This window comes from Duganella sp. GW821-FHT01E12 (assembly GCF_059422325.1).
Genome location: NZ_JBWKWR010000016.1, coordinates 71,835 through 88,680, shown reverse-complemented (window position 1 = coordinate 88,680; position 16,846 = coordinate 71,835). Strand labels below are relative to the sequence as shown.

General features: G+C 66.7%; 18 protein-coding genes. 7 read left to right on the top strand and 11 right to left on the bottom strand.

From position 1 onward, the window contains the following. The first annotated feature begins 4 nt into the window (after nt 1–4). The gene (locus AC07WS_RS28785) at nt 5–433 is read left to right on the top strand and encodes a type 2 periplasmic-binding domain-containing protein (RefSeq protein ID WP_494732360.1); all 429 of its coding nucleotides are present in this window, start codon (nt 5–7) and stop codon (nt 431–433) included. Beyond that, nucleotides 430–3,093: a bifunctional diguanylate cyclase/phosphodiesterase gene (locus AC07WS_RS28780; protein WP_494732359.1), complete on the top strand. Its 2,664-nt coding sequence runs from the start codon at nt 430–432 to the stop codon at nt 3,091–3,093. The genes AC07WS_RS28785 and AC07WS_RS28780 overlap by 4 nt, the downstream gene beginning before the upstream one ends. On the opposite strand, the gene AC07WS_RS28775 is transcribed toward AC07WS_RS28780, so the two are convergent. From AC07WS_RS28775 to motA, 4 genes are all read right to left on the bottom strand, one after another. Continuing rightward, the gene (locus tag AC07WS_RS28775; protein WP_494732358.1) at nt 3,080–3,700 is read right to left on the bottom strand and encodes a helix-turn-helix transcriptional regulator; all 621 of its coding nucleotides are present in this window, start codon (nt 3,698–3,700) and stop codon (nt 3,080–3,082) included. The two genes, AC07WS_RS28780 and AC07WS_RS28775, sit on opposite strands and share 14 nt — an antisense overlap. After that, a complete protein-coding gene (locus tag AC07WS_RS28770; protein ID WP_494732357.1) occupies nt 3,697–4,917 on the bottom strand; it encodes an MFS transporter in 1,221 nt (406 codons plus the stop codon). Before AC07WS_RS28770 ends, AC07WS_RS28775 begins: the two co-directional genes overlap by 4 nt. Nucleotides 4,918–5,049: 132 nt before the next feature. Further along, the gene (locus AC07WS_RS28765; protein WP_494732356.1) at nt 5,050–5,268 is read right to left on the bottom strand and encodes a DUF6500 family protein; all 219 of its coding nucleotides are present in this window, start codon (nt 5,266–5,268) and stop codon (nt 5,050–5,052) included. Next, nucleotides 5,265–6,128, bottom strand: coding sequence for a flagellar motor stator protein MotA (gene motA / locus AC07WS_RS28760; protein WP_494732355.1), 864 nt, complete (start codon nt 6,126–6,128; stop codon nt 5,265–5,267). Before motA ends, AC07WS_RS28765 begins: the two co-directional genes overlap by 4 nt. 130 nt (nt 6,129–6,258) lie before the next feature. Here motA and AC07WS_RS28755 point away from each other — a divergent pair, with 130 nt between their 5' ends. Further along, entirely contained in the window at nt 6,259–6,774 is a 516-nt protein-coding gene (locus tag AC07WS_RS28755; protein ID WP_494732354.1) for a hypothetical protein, read from the top strand. 109 nt (nt 6,775–6,883) lie between these two features. On the opposite strand, the gene AC07WS_RS28750 is transcribed toward AC07WS_RS28755, so the two are convergent. Together AC07WS_RS28750 and AC07WS_RS28745 are read right to left on the bottom strand one after the other, a co-directional pair. Then, a complete protein-coding gene (locus tag AC07WS_RS28750; RefSeq protein WP_494732353.1) occupies nt 6,884–7,072 on the bottom strand; it encodes a DUF1737 domain-containing protein in 189 nt (62 codons plus the stop codon). A 51-nt stretch (nt 7,073–7,123) separates the two neighbouring features. Beyond that, complete coding sequence (locus AC07WS_RS28745; protein ID WP_494732352.1) at nt 7,124–7,474, bottom strand: hypothetical protein; 351 nt, start codon at nt 7,472–7,474, stop codon at nt 7,124–7,126. 153 nt (nt 7,475–7,627) lie between these two features. On the opposite strand from AC07WS_RS28745, the gene AC07WS_RS28740 reads away from it, so the two are divergent. Beyond that, nucleotides 7,628–7,858: a hypothetical protein gene (locus tag AC07WS_RS28740; protein ID WP_494732351.1), complete on the top strand. Its 231-nt coding sequence runs from the start codon at nt 7,628–7,630 to the stop codon at nt 7,856–7,858. A 2-nt stretch (nt 7,859–7,860) separates the two neighbouring features. On the opposite strand, the gene AC07WS_RS28735 is transcribed toward AC07WS_RS28740, so the two are convergent. Further along, complete coding sequence (locus tag AC07WS_RS28735; protein WP_494732350.1) at nt 7,861–8,886, bottom strand: transporter; 1,026 nt, start codon at nt 8,884–8,886, stop codon at nt 7,861–7,863. A gap of 81 nt (nt 8,887–8,967) precedes the next feature. Between AC07WS_RS28735 and AC07WS_RS28730 the strand changes: the two genes are divergently transcribed. Next, the gene (locus tag AC07WS_RS28730) at nt 8,968–9,540 is read left to right on the top strand and encodes a cysteine dioxygenase family protein (RefSeq protein ID WP_494732349.1); all 573 of its coding nucleotides are present in this window, start codon (nt 8,968–8,970) and stop codon (nt 9,538–9,540) included. Between the two features lie 3 nt (nt 9,541–9,543). Here the strand turns inward: AC07WS_RS28730 and AC07WS_RS28725 are convergent, their stop codons facing one another. After that, nucleotides 9,544–10,383, bottom strand: a complete 840-nt coding sequence (locus tag AC07WS_RS28725) for an HDOD domain-containing protein (RefSeq protein ID WP_494732348.1) — start codon at nt 10,381–10,383, stop codon at nt 9,544–9,546. 143 nt (nt 10,384–10,526) lie between these two features. Continuing rightward, nucleotides 10,527–11,810 carry a D-amino acid dehydrogenase gene (locus tag AC07WS_RS28720; protein WP_494732347.1) on the bottom strand — a complete coding sequence of 428 codons (1,284 nt, stop codon included), beginning with the start codon at nt 11,808–11,810 and terminating at the stop codon, nt 10,527–10,529. 100 nt (nt 11,811–11,910) lie between these two features. Here AC07WS_RS28720 and AC07WS_RS28715 point away from each other — a divergent pair, with 100 nt between their 5' ends. After that, the gene (locus AC07WS_RS28715; protein WP_117010045.1) at nt 11,911–12,408 is read left to right on the top strand and encodes an Lrp/AsnC ligand binding domain-containing protein; all 498 of its coding nucleotides are present in this window, start codon (nt 11,911–11,913) and stop codon (nt 12,406–12,408) included. Nucleotides 12,409–12,699: 291 nt separating this feature from the next. Next, entirely contained in the window at nt 12,700–14,259 is a 1,560-nt protein-coding gene (locus tag AC07WS_RS28710; protein ID WP_494732346.1) for a hypothetical protein, read from the top strand. Here the strand turns inward: AC07WS_RS28710 and AC07WS_RS28705 are convergent, their stop codons facing one another. Beyond that, entirely contained in the window at nt 14,260–15,408 is a 1,149-nt protein-coding gene (locus tag AC07WS_RS28705; RefSeq protein WP_494732345.1) for an HlyD family secretion protein, read from the bottom strand. Nucleotides 15,409–15,422: 14 nt separating this feature from the next. After that, entirely contained in the window at nt 15,423–16,844 is a 1,422-nt protein-coding gene (locus tag AC07WS_RS28700) for an efflux transporter outer membrane subunit (protein WP_494732344.1), read from the bottom strand. Nucleotides 16,845–16,846 lie beyond the last annotated feature (2 nt).

The following is a 16,846-nucleotide window of genomic DNA, read 5'->3' as shown; positions in this document are numbered from 1 at the left end:
TGGCATGCATACCCTCCGATTGATTTCGCTGCTGCTGGTGCTGGTGCTGGCCTACGGCGGCGCCGGCGCGGCCGAACTGGTGGTCATCGTCTCGGCCAGGAACCCCGTGTCGGCGCTGCGCCCCGACCAGGTGGCCGACATCTTCCTGGCGCAGACCGGCCGCTTCCCCGGCGGCGACGAGGCCACCGCGCTGGACCTGCCGGTCGGCAGCCCGCTGCGCGATGAGTTCTACAACAAGGTGGCGGCCAAGTCGCCGGCGCTGATGAAGGCCTACTGGACCAAGATGGTGTTCACCGGCCGCGGCCAGCCGCCGCGCGAACTGGATAACAGCGCCGCGGTGCGCAAGATGGTGGCCGAGAATCCGTCGATGATCGGCTATATCGACCGCGCTGCGCTGGACGCCAGCGTCAAGGCCGTGCTGGTGACGCGATGACGGTGCGCTCCCGCAGCGAGACCCTGCGCCACCGCTGGCTGCGGCGTGGCCTCGACACGCACTTTTCGCTGCCGCTGTTCGCCTTCCTGCTGCTGGTGGCGATCTGGGTGGTGACCTTCCACGAGGTCGACGCCGAGCGCGCGCACGCGCGCGAAGCGGCCGCCGATTCGCTGCGCGAGTTGATGGGCACCTACGAGGCACAGGTGGCGCGCAGCCTGGATGGCATCGACCAGACGCTGCGCGTGCTTAAGTACGCGGTCGAACGCAAGGGCGCGCTGGGCGCGCTGCCGGAGCTGGGCCGCGAGGGCCTGCTGCCGCCGGGCGTGGTGTTCGTGGTCAGCATCGTCGACCGCAACGGCGTCACCGTCGCCAGCAACCCCAAGGCGCTGTCGATCTCCGTGGCCGATCAGGGCTACTTCAAGTTCCACCAGGAGCGCGACAGCGGCGCCACCTTCGTCAGCCAGGCCACGCGCGACGCCGCCAACACCGAATGGCATTTGCACTTCACGCGCCGGCTGGACGACGCGGCGGGCAACTTCGCCGGCATCGTCATCGTCGAAACGGACCCCGCCTACTTCACCAGCAGCTATGAACGCAGCCGCCTGGGCGAGCAGGGCATGCTGGGCCTGGTCGGCAGCGACGGCGTGGTGCGCTCGCTGCGGGTCGGCGACAAGCTGTCCTTCGGCCAGCGCATGGCGCAACCGGCCAGCGAGGTCGCCACGGTGGAGGGCGTGCGCCGCTACATGGGCATGCGCGAGCTGCATGGCGTGGCGCTGAACGTGGTGGTCGGGCTGGCGGAGCAGGAGCAGATGGCGGGCTTCGAACGCGAGCGCCGCGAGAAGATCGGCGAGGCTTCGGTGGCCAGCGCGGTGCTGGCGGTGAGCACCGCCTTGCTGTGGCTTTGGTCGTGGCAGGGCGCGCGCCACCGCGCGCGCATGCGGCGCGCGCAGGAGACCTACGCGGCGGCGTCGGCGGCCAGCCTGGACGCCTTCTTCGTGCTGCGCGAAGTACGCGGCGCCGGCGGCGAGATCGTCGACTTCCGCTTCGTCGACGCCAACTCGCGGGGCGAGAAAATGACGGGCCTGAGCAAGGAGCAGCTGCGCTTGACGACCCTGTGCGGCCTGCTGCCGCAGGCGCGCGGCAACGGCATGTTCGAACACCTGGTGCATGTGACCAGGGTGGGCGGCGTGCACGAGCAGGAATGGGAAAGCACGATCCCGCAGCTGCGGGCGCGCTGGATCCACCAGCAGGTGGTGCCGGTGGAGGGCGGGCTGGTGGCCATCGTGCGCGATATCAGCGAACGCAAACTGGCCGAGGGCCGCATGCAGCACCTGGCGCATCACGATACGCTGACCGGCCTGCCGAACCGCAGCCTGATCGCCGACCGGCTCGACCTGACCATCGCCCAGGCCAGCCGCAGCGGCGGCGCGGTGCTGGTGGCCTTCATAGACCTCGATGGCTTCAAGCTGGTCAACGACGGCCTGGGACACAACGCCGGCGACGAGCTGCTGAAGGTGGTGGCCGCGCGCATGAGCGCCTGCCTGCGCGCCGGCGACACCGTGGGCCGCTTCGGCGGCGACGAATTCGTGCTGCTGCTGAACGAGTCGCGCAACGGCGAGGACGCGGCGCCGGTGCTGGAGCGGGTGCGCGAGGCGGTGCTCGATTCGATCACGCTGAGCGGACAGGAAGTGCAGGTCAGCTGCAGCATCGGCGTGGCAGTCTATCCCAACGACGGCAGCGACGCCGGGACGCTGCTGATGCATGCCGACGCCGCCATGTACCGCGCCAAGGACATGGGCAAGAACAACTGCCAGTTCTACACCCGCGAGATGAACGCCAGCATCGAGGAGAAGCTGGTGCTGCTGGAAGGCTTGCGCGGCGCGCTGGACGAGGGCCAGTTCCGGCTGGTGTACCAGCCCAAGGTCGACCTGCGCAGCGGCCGCATTTTCGGCGTGGAGGCGCTGGCGCGCTGGGACCATCCGGAGCACGGATGCATCGGGCCGGATCGGTTCATTCCGCTGGCCGAGGAAAGCGGCATGATCGTCGCGCTGGGCGAGTGGGTGTTGCAGACCGCCTGCCGCCAGAACCGCGCCTGGCAGGACGCCGGCCTGCCGCCGCTGCGGATGGCGGTCAACGTCTCGCCACGCCAGTTCGAGGAGCAGGGCCTGGTGCCGCGCGTGGCGCTGGCGCTGGCCGACAGCGGCCTGGCGCCGGAATGGCTGGAGCTGGAAGTGACCGAGGGCGTCATCATGCGCGACTTGCAGCAGGCCGTGGCCAAGATGGGCGAGGTGCGCGCGATGGGCGTGTCGCTGTCGATCGACGATTTCGGCACCGGCTATTCGAGCTTGTCGGCGCTGAAGTCGTTCCCGATCAGCACCCTGAAGATCGACAAGTCCTTCGTGCGCGACCTGGGCATCAGCGAAGGCGACCAGGCCGTCGCCAGTTCCATCATCGACCTGGCGCACCGGCTGCATTTGCGCGTGATCGCCGAGGGCGTGGAGACCGAGCAGCAGTGCGCCTTCCTGCGCCAGAACGGCTGCGACGAGATGCAGGGCTATCTGTTCAGCCGCCCGCTGCCGCCTGAGCAGCTGCGGCAACTGCTGCTGGACCGCGCGCCGCCGCATTCGGCGGCCGTGCCGCTGGACGCTACAACGGCTTGATCACGTAGACGCAGCGGCGCGCGCCGTCGAGCAGATGCTCGACCCGGCCCACCGAGCATTCAGGGCCCAGCACGCGCTGGAACACGTCCAGCTCCGAGCGGCAGAACTTCTGGCACTGGCGGGCGGCGGCGCAGATCGGGCAGTGGTTCTCGATCAGCAGCAGGCTGCCGTCGTCGCGGGTTTCCACTTCGGCCATGTAGCCCTCGCTGGTGCGCGCCTGCACCAGCGCGGCCACCCGCTGCGGCAGCGTGCCGGAACCCTGCAGATGCTGGCGGTACTGCTGCTCGCTGGCCGCCTCGCGTGCGTTGATCAGCTTATCGAGGCCGGCGTCGCCGAACAGGCCTCGCACCTGGTCGATCAGCTGCAGCGTCAGGTCGGCGTGGCGGTCGGGGAAGCGCGCGTGGCCGGCGTCGGTCAGCAGCCAGCGGCGCGACGGGCGGCCCGGTTTGTCGGCCACGTCCTCGTACGTCACCATGCCTTTTTCCTGCCAGGCCTCGAGCTGCTTGCGCGCGCCCATCGACGTCAGGTTGAGTAGGGCGGCCAGCTGCTGCGCGGTGTGCGGGCCGCGCGTCTTGAGCAGGAACAGCGTGTGTTCGGCGGTGTTCATTGCAGCGCGCCTTCCAGCTTGTCCTTGCTGGCCATGGCCGCGTGCCAGCTTTGCATGCGCCAGGCCGACCACGCCGTCAGCGCCGCGCCCAGCACCAGGATCAGGCGGGTGTCGATCAGCGTCAGCACCGCGCCGACCAGCGCCATGATGATGTTGGCCAGGCAGAAGGTGGTGGAGATCAGGCCCATGACGGCGCCCTGTCCGTGCGCGCCGAAGCGCTCGGCGCACCAGTTGGGGACGATGGCGTTGTAGATCGAATGCGGTATGCCGTACAAGACGATGGCGGCGATGCCGACCCACGCGTTGCTGGCCGCGACCAGCGCGATCAGCGAGGCCGTGACCAGCGCGAAGCGGCGCGCCCGCAGCAGCGGCTCGCCCTCGAACGGACGGCCGGCGAACATGGTGGTGGTGGTCATCACCGCGCACATGGCGGCGGTGGTCCAGGCGATGCCGCGCGCGCCGAAGCCCGGCACCTCGACCAGCCACAATGGATAGAACTCGTAGAACGCGGTCACGCCGCAGGTGTAGGCCAGCGTGACGATGAACAGGTTGCGCAGGTCCGGTTCGCGCAGCAGGTTGAGCGAGTGGCGGTCGCGCGCCACCTGCCACCACGAGGTGGTCGCCAGCGACGGCGCCTCGTTCGGCAGCACCAGGGCCACCAGCAGCGCCACCAGCAGCAGCGCGGCCATGGCGATCCAGAACGGCGCCGTCAGGCCCCATGCCAGCGTGAAGCCGGCCACCAGCGGCCCGGCCAGCCAGCCCATGTAGAACGCGCCGTTCAGCCAGGACAGGGCCTTGCGGCGCAGGTCTCCGCTCAGGCGGTCGGCCAGCATGGCGCGCGCCACCGAGCCGTTCCCTTCCAGCAGGCCGGTGACGAAGCGGGCCACGATGAACAGCGGGTAGGATTCGAGCAGCAGCGCGCAGGCGGTGGCGGCATGGCCGATGGCCGCGCCGACCGCCGTGATCAGCAGCACCGGGCGGCGGCCGTAGCGGTCGGACATCGGGCCCAGCAGCGCCGAGCCGATCAGCAGGCCGAGCGGGTTGATGGTCAGCGCCAGGCCGAACAGCAGCTTGGGCGGCAGGCCGAGGAACTGGTTCAGGCCATTGCTGACGCCGGCCGCGAACAGCGGCGGCAGGATGGGATAGGGCAGCGAGGCGCCTATCGTCGAGAGCAGGGCCAGCAGGCAGGCGGCGCTGATCAGCAGGGGTGTTTTCATCGGCGGCAATCAAGGGGAGCGAGTACCGACACTGTAAGCGGACTCTGCTAATAAGTAAACTGAAATGTTTATTAACTGGGTGACGCAGGACCAGCGGCGGGGTGGGGCGGCAGTCGCGGACCTGCGCATCGCTTATTGTCCCTGCTCGACCATGGAGCGGATCTTGACGGCCTTCTCGAAGTGATCCAGCTGGTGCGTGCGTATCCACCATTCGGCCGCCTCCATCAGCAGCTCCGGATCGTCGTTGCGGTTGGCGAAGAAGGCGTAGAAGGACAGGCCGACCGTCTCGCCCTTTTGCGCGATCTTGTCGTTGCAGACGCGGATGATTTTTTCTCGCAGTTGAAGTCTCATGCCCTGGCTTTGTTTTGCTTGAAGTGCGCTTCAAGTTCGTTGAATGACGGCCGCTCGGTGGCGGAGATGACCTTGCGGCCGAATTCTACCGCCAGCACCGGCGAATAGCCGTTCATGCTGGCGATCAGCGTGACCTTGATGCACTGGTACATCTTGGACGACTCGTTCAATTTACGCTGCAGCAGCGCGGCCAGCGGGCCGACCACGCCGTACGACAGCAGGATGCCGAGGAAGGTGCCGACCAGCGCGGCGGCGATCAGCTTGCCCAGCTCCGCCGGCGGCAGGCCCACCGATCCCATGGTGTGCACCACGCCCATCACGGCTGCGATGATGCCGAACGCCGGCATGCCGTCGGCCAGCTTGGTGATGGCGTGGATCGGCAGGTCGCCGTCCTGGTGGTGGGTTTCGATTTCGTTGTCCATCAGGTTCTCGATCTGGAACGGGTCCATATTCCCCGAGACCATCAGCCGCAGATAGTCGGTGATGAACTCCACCAGATGATGGTCGGCGAGGATGTTGGGGAACTTGGCGAACAGCGGGCTTTGATACGGCGCCTCGATGTCCGCTTCCAGCGCCATCAGGCCTTCCTTGCGCACCTTGGCCAGGATCTCGTACAGCAGCGACATCAGCTCCAGGTAAAGCTCGCGCGTGTACTTGGACGTCTGGAACAGCGTCGGCAGCGCCTTGAGCGTGGCCCGGATGGACTTCCTGTCGTTGGCGATGACGAAGGCGCCGAGCGCGCCGCCGCCTATCATCAGCAGCTCATACGGTTGGTACAGCGCAGCCAGGTGGCCGTCGTCCAGCGCGAAGCCGCCGAACACCGCGCCCATCACGATCAAGAATCCAAGTATCACCAGCATCGCCGCTCCTCAAATGACAAACAGGTGCTCACTATACAACGTTGCTCCGAGAAAATATACGCGGATAGTCTTAGCCACGGCGGCGGGCCGCGCCTGTATGATGGCGGCATTGTCCCTACCCTGAAACACGATGAAGAATTGGTTTGCCAGCGAGCGCGGTGCGTACTTCTTTCTGCTGCTGGGCATAGGCCTGATGCTGCTGTTCGTCGCGCTGGAGCGCAACTTCCCGGACGCCGGCCAGCTGGAGACGGCGAGCGGCCGCGTCGCGTGGTCGCAGCCGGCGCAGGGCGGCCTGTATTTCACGCTGGACGGCGACGAGCGCCGCTTCGTGCTGTTTGCCAAAGGCGACTCGGACCAGCGCCTGCGCGCGGCGATCCTTGATGCGCAAGCCTATCCGGTCAAGGTGAGCTACCACCCGGGGCAAGTGAGCAGCCCGAGTTTTCTGCCGGGGCGCTACTACGTGGCCTATGGCTTGACGGTCGGCGGCAAGGAGGTGTCTCCGCTGTCCACGGTGCAGGGCAGCTACCGCCGCGACAACCTGATCGCGCTGGCGATGGGCGTGCTGTTCGCGGCCTACGGCGGGCGCCGCGTCTGGAACTTCAGGGCCGCAGTCGCTCCAGCAGCTCCACGTCGCCGGCCACGATAAAGGCCAGGTTGGCCGTGATGTGTTCGACCGCCAGGAGAAGTGATACAGCACGTTGAGCTTGAACTTCTCCAAGTCCTCGGGATCGTCGGTATTGGCCGAATGAAGCCAACTAAGCGTCAATCGCAGGCCAGATGATGGCCTGGGCTACGATCACGCTTTCTCCGTTAAACGTCACCGATGGCGAGCCGTAAAGCACATATCCTAGCGCAAGCGCCTCGCTAACGCGGCGACAAAATTTTGCATCGTCCGGGCCCGTTAGCACCCGATAAATCGGCAAATCGTCAGGTGGTACTTTCATGGTTTCCTTTCGCTTGTTGAAGAGACTGAGCGGAATCGAAGTCGATCCTGGCTACGACTTGGGGCGATGCATGGCCCAGCGTTGTGAGATAACCTGAGTGACCAGTAAGGCAATAGTAAAATAAAAAGCCATATCTAGCATCAGAGCAGGTACGAACAGCCGATCTTCACCGAACGACAGCTGGCGTTCCACGGAAATACCCGGTGCGTCGAACAAATATGCCGCCGGAAAACCGCCCTTCAATTCCAGCTTGTAGCACGGACTGGCGGCGTTTGGTCCACACAAGTTGCCGTACTCCGCCACTTCGGGACCGACCTGCTCAACATGCACCGACAGGAGAGCCAGCGCTGTTGCCAGGGCCAGGGATATGCCGATCTGGGCTAATTTGGCTGTAAGACGCATTTGCTCCTCATTTCCGCAAGCTCCACTTAAGACGCACCTGGGACATTTTGTCCCGATACATGGAAATAGTTTTTAGGTACTATGCCTCAGACCGTGCGGAGGTTGAGCTCCTCACGATGGATAGTCGCAAGTAATAACCTGGAAACACACAAAATGATGGACTGGATCCCAATAGTCTTCGGTACGTTCAAGGCTCTCGTGCTTGGCACGGGCATGTTCTTCGCCATCAAATGGCATTACGATCAAGGCAAGAAGGGCGAGGGGCGCGCGGTGCTGCGTGCGAGCGGCAAGGTGGTGGCGCTCTTCACGCTATCGCTCCTGGGCCTGGGGTTCGTCACCTTCCTCGTGGTCAGAATGCTCGGCATGGACTTGACCTTTCCATGACCTTATGACACATCGCGCTGGCGGCGGAAGGCCAGCCAGCCTGCGATCACGGTGAAGCTGGCGACGATCGCCACCACCAGCCAGAAGCCTTCCGGGTCCTGCGCCAGCGGGATGCCGCCGACATTCATGCCCAGCAGGCCGGCGATGATGTTGATCGGCAGGGCCAGCACGGTGACGATGGTCAGCACGAACAGGCTGTGGTTATTGCCCTCGTTGACCAGCGCCGCGATTTCTTCCTGTATCAGCTTGATGCGCTCCTGCAGCGAGGCCATGTCGGCCAGCACCATCGAGAATTCCTCGGTCGACTGGCGCAGCTCCTGGGCGTCGATGTCGGCCACCCATGCCGGCGGCCGTTGCAGCAATCGGAACAGCGCCGCCGGTTCCGGCGCCAGCAGGCGTTGCAGGCGCACCAGCACGCGCCGCAGCGCGCCCAGGCTGGCGCGCTTGGTCTTCAGTTTACCGGCTAGCAGATTGTCCTCGATCTCGTCGACCGTGCTGATGGCGTTGCGGACGATCTTGATCAGCGCGTCGGCCTGGTCGCGCAGCAGGTGGATCAGCAGTTCGACCGAGGAGCGTATCGGCTCGCCGTTGCGCACCGCGTTGCGCAGTCCGTCCACCGCCTTCAACGGCTTGCGCCGCGCGCTGATGACGATCTGCCGGTCGACGCTCAACCACAGCGTGGAGATGTCGGACGGCTCGAACGAAAAATCGTGCAGCACGTCGTTGACCACGGCGATCAGCGTGTTGTCGGCCATCTCGATGCGGGTCGAGCGCGGGCCTTCGTGCAGGCTTTCGTAGAACTCCTCCGGCAGCGCGGTGTGCTCGTGTAGCCATTTCTCGCTGGCGGTGTTGGCCAGGTTGTAGTGCAGCCAGATGAATTCCTGCGGATGCTGCTCGCGCGCGGCCAGCCAGATGCAGGCGGCGTCGGCGTCCAGCGGCAGGCCCTTGCCGTCCGGCGCGCGGCCGAACAGGTAGCCGCAGACCAGACCCGATGAGTCGGAGCCGTAGGACAATGGCGCATGCTGCATTCGATTCCTCCGTGATGATCGCGGACGTCAGGATAGCAAAATACGCTAAGATGGGGTGATAAATCCTCGACGGGAGGCCGCATGGAGCACCCGCAACAGCAACCGGATCTGCCGCCGCGCCTGCGGCGCTTTGTCGACGGCATGGACGCGCTGCTGGCGCGCAGTCCGTCCGAAGCCGACATCCTGGCGCGGGGCGCGGCGCTGCTGCGCGCCTTGCTGGCGCACGACGACTGGCTGCCCGACGCGATGGCGCATCCGCATCCGCAGTTCTACCGGCAGTACCTGCTGTATCTCGATCCCGCGCAACGCTACTCGGTCGTCAGCTTCGTATGGGGGCCGGGCCAGCGCACGCCGGTGCATGATCACACGGTATGGGGCCTAGCCGGCATGCTGCGCGGCGCGGAGGTGGCGCAGGCATGGCGCGTAGAAGGCGGCGCCCTCGCGCCGGATGGCGCACCGTTGTTGCTGAAGGTGGGAGAGGTGTGCGCGGTGTCGCCCGCGCTGGGCGACATCCACGAAGTGCGCAACGCCTTTGACGACCGGGTGTCGGTCGGCGTGCATGTGTATGGCGCGGATATCGGCGCCGCCGACCGCCATGTGTATGCGCCCGACGGCAGCCAGAAGCCGTTCCGCTCCGGCTATGCCAATCGCTGAAGGTCAGACCAGCAGCGCGGCGTTCATCTCGATGGCGTCGACCCTGGCTTCGGCCAGCATGGATTCCAGCTTCTCCTGGTCGATGAACAGGTCGATGGCCGAATCGGAGTGCGGCGGCAGGTCGCGCTGCGGCTCCTGCAGCGGCGACTTCACCGGCGACAGGTGATTGGCCAGCAGCAGCGTGTCGAGCAGCGTGTCCGGCGGGATCGACATGAAGCTGTCGCGCAGGCCTTCGATGGCTTCGGCCACTGGCTCGGGGATGCACAGCTTGCGCATCACTTCGCGGGTGATGATCTCCTCGCTGGCCGAGTGCCAGTTCTCGGGATCTTCCTCCAGCAGGCCGGGGAATTCGTCGGCGCGCGAGAGCAGGTAGAAGCCGCCCACCTCGTGGACGATGGCGGCGAACAGCGCGGTGTCCGGATTGACGCCGGTGACCTGGCGCGCGATGATGCGCGACAGCGCGGCCACGGCGATGGTATGGTCCCACAGCTTTTCGGCCTTGTAGCGCAGTTCGGGGTCGGCGATTTTTGCGCCGAACTGGCGCACCACCATGGCGGCGGCCAGCGCGAACAGGTTCTGGTAGCCGATGCGCATGATGGCGCCGCGCACGTTGGTGATCATTGGCGCGCCGGAGCGGTTGAACATCGCCGAATTGGCGATGGCGACGGTGCGCGCGGCCAGGATAGGCTCCGCCAGCACCAGGCTGATCGCCTTGTCGACCGGGCATTCCGGATCGTCGAGCGCAAGCTGGACGCGGAGCGCCGCATTTACGCTGGTCGGGAAAACCAGTTCACCACGGATGGCCAGCGCCGCGATATGGCCGAATGCTTCAAGTTTATTCATGATCAAAATTATACGCATGCGCGGCCCCAATCTCAACGCCATCATGGCGCGATGTGGTTTCCTGGGACGGGAGGAGGCGGCAATGCGACAGTGCGCGGCGCCTTCGCGGGCGCCGCGCACGGGGAAAGCTAGTCTGAGCTTCTTCAGGCGTTGGCGAACTGCGGACGGCGCGCGGCGCCGTCGCGGTGGTAGCGGCTGACCGACAGGTCGTCGGACAAGATGGCCGGGCGGCGCGACGAGATCAGGTCCGACAGCAGCTGAGCCGAGCCGCAGGACATGGTCCAGCCCAGCGTGCCGTGGCCGGTGTTGATGAACAGGTTGCGCAGGCCGGTGCGGCCCACCACCGGCGTGCCGTCCGGCGTCATCGGACGCAGGCCGGTCCAGAAGGTGGCGGACGCGGTGTCGCCGGCGCCGGGGAACAGGTCGTTGACCACCATTTCCAGCGTTTCGCGGCGGCGCGGGTTCAGGTTCAGGTTGAAGCCGGCGATCTCGGCCATGCCACCGACGCGGATGCGGTCGTCGAAGCGGGTCACGGCGATCTTGTAGGTCTCGTCCAGAATGGTCGAGACCGGCGCAGCCGAGGCGTTCACGATCGGCACGGTGATCGAGTAGCCCTTCAGCGGGTAGACCGGAATCTTGACCAGGTCTTTCAGCAGCGTGGTCGAGTAGGCGCCCAGCGCCACCACGTAGGAGTCGGCCGTCACCAGTTCGCCGGCGAGCTGCACGCCTTTGATCTCCTCGCCGGCCGTGACCAGGCCGGTGATGTCGACGCCGTAGCGGAACTTCACGCCCAGCTGCTCGGCCATCGCGGTCAGGCGGGTGGTGAACAGCTGGCAGTCGCCGGTCTCGTCGTTGGGCAGGCGCAGGCCGCCGACCAGCTTGTTCTGGGCCAGGCCGGGCTCGGCGGCGACCAGTTGTTCGCGGTTGAGCAGCTCGTAGGGCACGCCGGTTTCCTGCAGCACCTGGATGTCCTTGGCGGCGTCGTCGAGCTGCTTCTGGGTGCGGAACAGCTGGGTCGTGCCTTGCTGGCGGCCTTCGTATTCGATGCCGGTGGCGGCGCGCAGGGCCTTGAAGCAGTCGCGGCTGTACTCGGCCAGGCGCACCATGCGCTCCTTGTTGACGGCGTAGCGTTCGGCATTGCAGTTCTGCAGCATCTGCCACATCCATTGCAGCTGGAACAGCGTGCCGTCCGGGGTGATCGACAGCGGGGCGTGGCGCTGCAGCATCCATTTCATCGCCTTGAGCGGGATGCCGGGCGCGGCCCAGGGGGAGGCGTAGCCGGGGGAGATCTGGCCGGCGTTGGCGAAGCTGGTTTCCAGCGCGGGGCCGGGCTGGCGGTCGAGCACGGTCACGTCGTGGCCGGCCTGGGCCAGATAGTAGGCGCTGGTGACGCCGATAACACCGCTACCCAAGATCACAACGCGCATACAGTCTCCCGATTATTTAGCCATGCCAGATATTCCGCTATGGTATGCTTGTATCACCAGTATTTGTTACTGTATAACTTGATAAATTCAGTGGATTTTCATGCGAATTCAAAAGGAATCTGTCCGCACCCTGGACAAGCTGGACAGAAAGATATTGCGCATCCTGCAGGAGGATGGGCGGATCTCGATGAAGGATTTGAGCGAGCAGGTCGGGCTGTCGATCACGCCGGCCATCGAGCGGGTCAAGCGCATGGAGCGGGACGGGGTGATCACCGGCTACCACGCGCGCATCGATCCGCCGGCGCTGGGGGCCAAGCTGCTGGTGTTCGTGGAGATCACGCTGAACCAGAAATCGGGGCCGGTGTTCGAGCAGTTCCGGCGCGAGGTGTTGCGCATCCCGGAGGTGCAGGAATGCCATCTGGTGTCGGGCGATTTCGACTACCTGATCAAGGCGCGCATCCACGAGATGGCCGAGTACCGCAAGCTGCTGGGCGATATGCTGCTCAGCTTGCCTGGGGCGGCGCAGTCGAAAAGTTACGTCGTGATGGAGGAGATCAAGGAAACGTTGATTCTTTCCACCGAGGTGGCGCAGGCTTGAGCCGCCTCAAAGTGTGGCGCTTGCGCGGCGCTGGCAGAAGCGCACGCGGCCGCGCTTAGCGAAGCGTTGCGTACACAATCGATCAAAGAGCAAAACGCGCGGATTCGCGACGCGTTCTCGCAACTGGCGACCGACGTGAAGGTTTGGATCTTAGCGCTCAGTATTTTTCAGGATGTCATTTTGTTCGCCGCATTGACCTACTTCCGCTCCTAGCCGTTCGCCAGCTAACGCAGCGATCGCGCCGCTTCAGTTAAAATGCAATAACAGCATTATTTACGAAGTGGAGCAAGTGTGAACAATCAGCACGGTACTCCAGGCGATACCCATGTCATCAGCGTGCGCTCTCTGGACGAGCACATGTCCACCGACCAGAGTTTCAGCTCGGCCTACGCGCGCGCGGTCGGCGCCATCGCCGGCAACGAAGGCAGCCTGACGCTGGCCCAATTCGCCGCCGTCACCGACATCGCCGGCGACGGCAAATCCTCCGCCGTCTTCACCGCGCTGGTGTTGAACGCCATCGAATCGGGCGTGGACGTCGACTGGGCCTTCAACGCCCTGAGCCGCAGTAGCGCCGGCATCGACCAGGCCGCGCGCGAAAACGCCCTTAGTATGACCATCCCGCTGCTGGCGCTGCACGGCGCCGACGCCCGCGTGCTGGCGCAGCGGCTGGCCAAGGCGCTGTCGGCCCGGCTCTCGCCCGAAGACCTGAACCGCCTGCCGCAGGCCGAGGAACGCGGCATCCTCGCCAACCTGGGCGAACAGGCGCGCCGGCTGGTGCGCGGCCGCTCGCTGGCCGACGCCGTGGCCGACTTCGGCCGCCACGCGGGCCAGCCGGTGCTGGTCGAACACGCGCGCAATTTCCAGTCCGGCGACATCGACCACGGTCAATTGCGCGAACTGGTGGGCGCCACCACCGCCGCCATCGCGCAGGACATCAGCGCCTACCTGGAGCAGGCGCGCATGCTGTCGGTGGGCGAGGCCATGGCCGCCACGCTGATCAGCGCCGCCAACGACCTGAAAAACCAGGTGCTGCAACGCCTGACGTTGGTGGACCAGCGCATCGCCCACGAACGCCGCCTGCTGGTGGAGGAAATCGACGACGCCGTGCACGACGCCGGCAATGCCATCGAACTGGCGATCACCGACCGGCTCAACACCGACCAGTGGAAGGATGAAGACGTCTGGGCCAGCATGGGCCGCCAGCAGTTCGGCCAAGAGATGGAGCGGCGGCTGGACCGCATCGTGCGCCGCAAGGAGCAATCGCTGCATCTGCTGCAGGAGGACCTGCGGCTGTTCCAGCAGGCGATGCGGCTGAATCAATCGTCGGTGTTCCAGCGTCAGCACCACTCCACGCTGGCCAGGCTGATGCCGCGCCTGCGGGTTGGCACGCGCATCGTCAACAGCGTGGACACGGCGGCCAACGTCACCCTGATGAGCGGCGCGGTGGTGGCGGCCGGCACCGGCACGGCGGCCTATCTGATCGGCGCGGCGGTGGTGCTGCCGGTGGTGGCGCCGGTGGCGCCGTTCGTCGGCGGCGCGGTGCTGCTGGCCGGCGCGTTCAAGTGGTTCAGCGACGGCGGCAAGCGCAAACGAACCGAGATCCGCGACAAGCGCGCCGCCTTCGAGGCCGAACTGCGCAAGCAGCTGCAGGCCGCCGAGCAAAGCTTCAACGCGCAACTGGACCTGGTGGCGCAAGGCTTCCACGAATCGGCGCTGCAGCTGCTCACGCCCTTGCTGCTGGAGGCCGAAGCGGCCGGCCGCGTGCCCGGCATGCGCCAGCGCGTGGCCGACCGCGTGATCACCCACGCCCAGGCGGCGATCCGCCAGCTCGACGCCGAGCTGCGCAAATAATCACAGGTTGCGGGCGATGATGGCGTCGGCGGCGGTGGCGGCCTGCTGCATCGGCTGCGCCAGCGCCTGCGTGCTGTAGACCGCCGCCTGCGGCATGGCCGCGCCCAGCACCGGGCCGTCGGTCTTGCTGATGTCGACCGTCACCGTGGTCGACAAACCGATGCGCAGCGGATGCTCGGCCAGTTCCTTGGCGTCGAGCGCGATGCGCACCGGCAGCCGCTGCACCACCTTGATCCAGTTGCCGCTGGCGTTTTGCGCCGGCAGCAGCGAGAACGCGCTGCCCGTGCCGGCCGACAGCCCGGCCACCTTGCCGTGGAAGAGCACCTTGCCGCCATACATATCGGCCTCGATCTTCGCGTCCTGACCGACGCGGATGCCGCGCAGTTCCGATTCCTTGAAGTTGGCGTCCACCCACAGCTGGTCCAGCGGCACGATGGACAGCAGCGAAGTGCCCGGCGTGGCGCGCGCGCCGATCTGCACGCCGCGCTTGGCCACATAGCCCGACACCGGCGCGACGATGGTGTTGCGGCGCGCCGCCAGCCACGCCTGCACATAGTCCGCCTTGGCCGCCTGCACCAGCGGATGCTGGGCCAGCGCCACGCCCGCCACGCCGGCCTGCGCGGCCTCGGCCTGCCTGAGCGCCACCGCGATCGCGGCGCGCGCGTTGTCCACGGCCTGGCGCGCGTGGTCCACGTCCTCGCCCGACACCGTGTGGTCCGCCGCCAGCGGCTTGCGGCGCGCCAGGTCGTCCTCGGCGGTTTTCAATTGCAGCTTGCGCAGCGCGACCGTGGCCTCGTACTGCGCCACGTCCGCATAGCGCTGGCGTTGCTGGCGCACGGCCGCGCCGAGGCGGGCGTCGGCCTGGCTCAGGGCGACATCGGCGTCGGCCGAATCGAGCTTGATCAGCGTGGCGCCGGCGCGCACCATTTGCGTTTCGTCGGCGCGGATCTCGGTGACGTTGCCGGCCACCTGCGACGACACGTTGACCAGGTTGCCGCCCACGTAGGCGTTGTCGGTTTCCTGTTCCTTCGACAGCACGGTCTTGTAGTAGACCGCGTAGGCCGCGCCGGCGGCGAGGAACAGCAGCGTGATGGCGGCGAGGACGGTCTTGCGTTTGCTGTCGTTGGTTTTGGTGATGTCAGTGCTCATATTCGGTTCCCGTTTTATTTGGAGGCGGTGGCGGTGGGCGCTTCTTCGCGGTAGCCGCCGCCCAGCGCGTTGGTCAGGGCCACTTCGGCCAGCAGCTGCACCTGTTGCAGATAGAGGTCGGCGTCCTGCTGCTTGAGCAGCGCCAGTTGTGCGTTCAGCGCGGCGGCGCGGTCGGCCAGGCCGTGCGCCAGCCGCGCCTGCGCCGACGCCAGCTGCGCGCCCGCCGCGCCGGTGGCCGCCGCCTGCTGCGCGATCTGCAGCTCTATGCCTTGCAGCTGCACGCCGTCCTGCGCGACCTCGCGCACGGCGTCGACCACCGCCTGGTTGTATTCGGCGATGCGCTCGTTGCGGCCGGTGCGGGCGCCGTCGAGCTGCGCGTCGAGGCGGCGGCTGTCGAACAGCGGCAGCGTCAATGTCGGGCCGAGGTAGAACGTGCGGCTGGCCGCCTGCAGCAGGTTCTCCAGCTTGATGGTGTCCAGGCCGATGGAGCCGGTCAGGTTCACGTCGGGATAGAACGCCGCCTTGGCCGCGTCTATCCTGCTGAGCGAGGCTTCCAGCTTCCAGCGCGCCGCCTGCAGGTCCGGGCGCCGCGCCAGCAGCTCCATGCCGAGGCGGGCGGGCAGGGCGTGCGCCGCGCTGCCCAGCGGCCGCGGTGCCAGGCCGGCGAGCGCCTCGCCGCCGGCGCCGGTCAGGGCGCGCAGGGCTTCGCGTTCGCGGCCGATGTCGGCGGTGAGCTGGGCGTGCTGCTTGCGGATCTGATTCAGTTCCGCTTCGGCGGCGCGCTGCTCGTCGCCGACGGCCAGGCCGCCGGCGATGCGCCTGGCCTTGTCCTGCACCAGCGCGGCCTGCGTGGCCGCCAGCTGTTCGTTGTTGGCCAGCCGCGCCCACGCGCCTTGCAAACGGAAGTAGCTTTGCGCGATGGTTGCGGCCAGCGCGCGTTCGGCTTCCGCGTATTCGGCGCGGCCGGCGTTCAACTCGCCGACGGCGGCGGCCACCTGCGCGCGGTTCTTGCCCCACCAGTCGAAGTTGTAGCGCGCTTCCAGGCGCAAGGTCTCGGCGGTGAACCACGCGCCGCCGATGGGCGCGGGGAACAGGCCGGTGCCGGAATAGCGCTGGCGGTTGGCGCCGGCGTAGCCATCGACATCGAGTCCCAGGTCGGCGGCGGTGCGCGACAGCGCCGAGCGCGCGCTGCCGATGTGCGCCGCCGCCACCTCCAGTGTCGGGGCGGAGGCCAGGGCCTGCGCGATCAGCGCGTCCAGTTGCGGATCGCGGTAGGCGGTCCACCATTGCGCGTCGGGCCAGCCTTCGCGCGCCAGCTTGATGTCGGCGGGCAGCTCGGCGATGTCGCGCCGCGCCGGCGGATGCTGGTCCGGCGCGATGTGGGCGCAGCCGGCCAATGCCAGGGCCATGGCAAGCAGCAGGGTGGTCTTGTTCATTT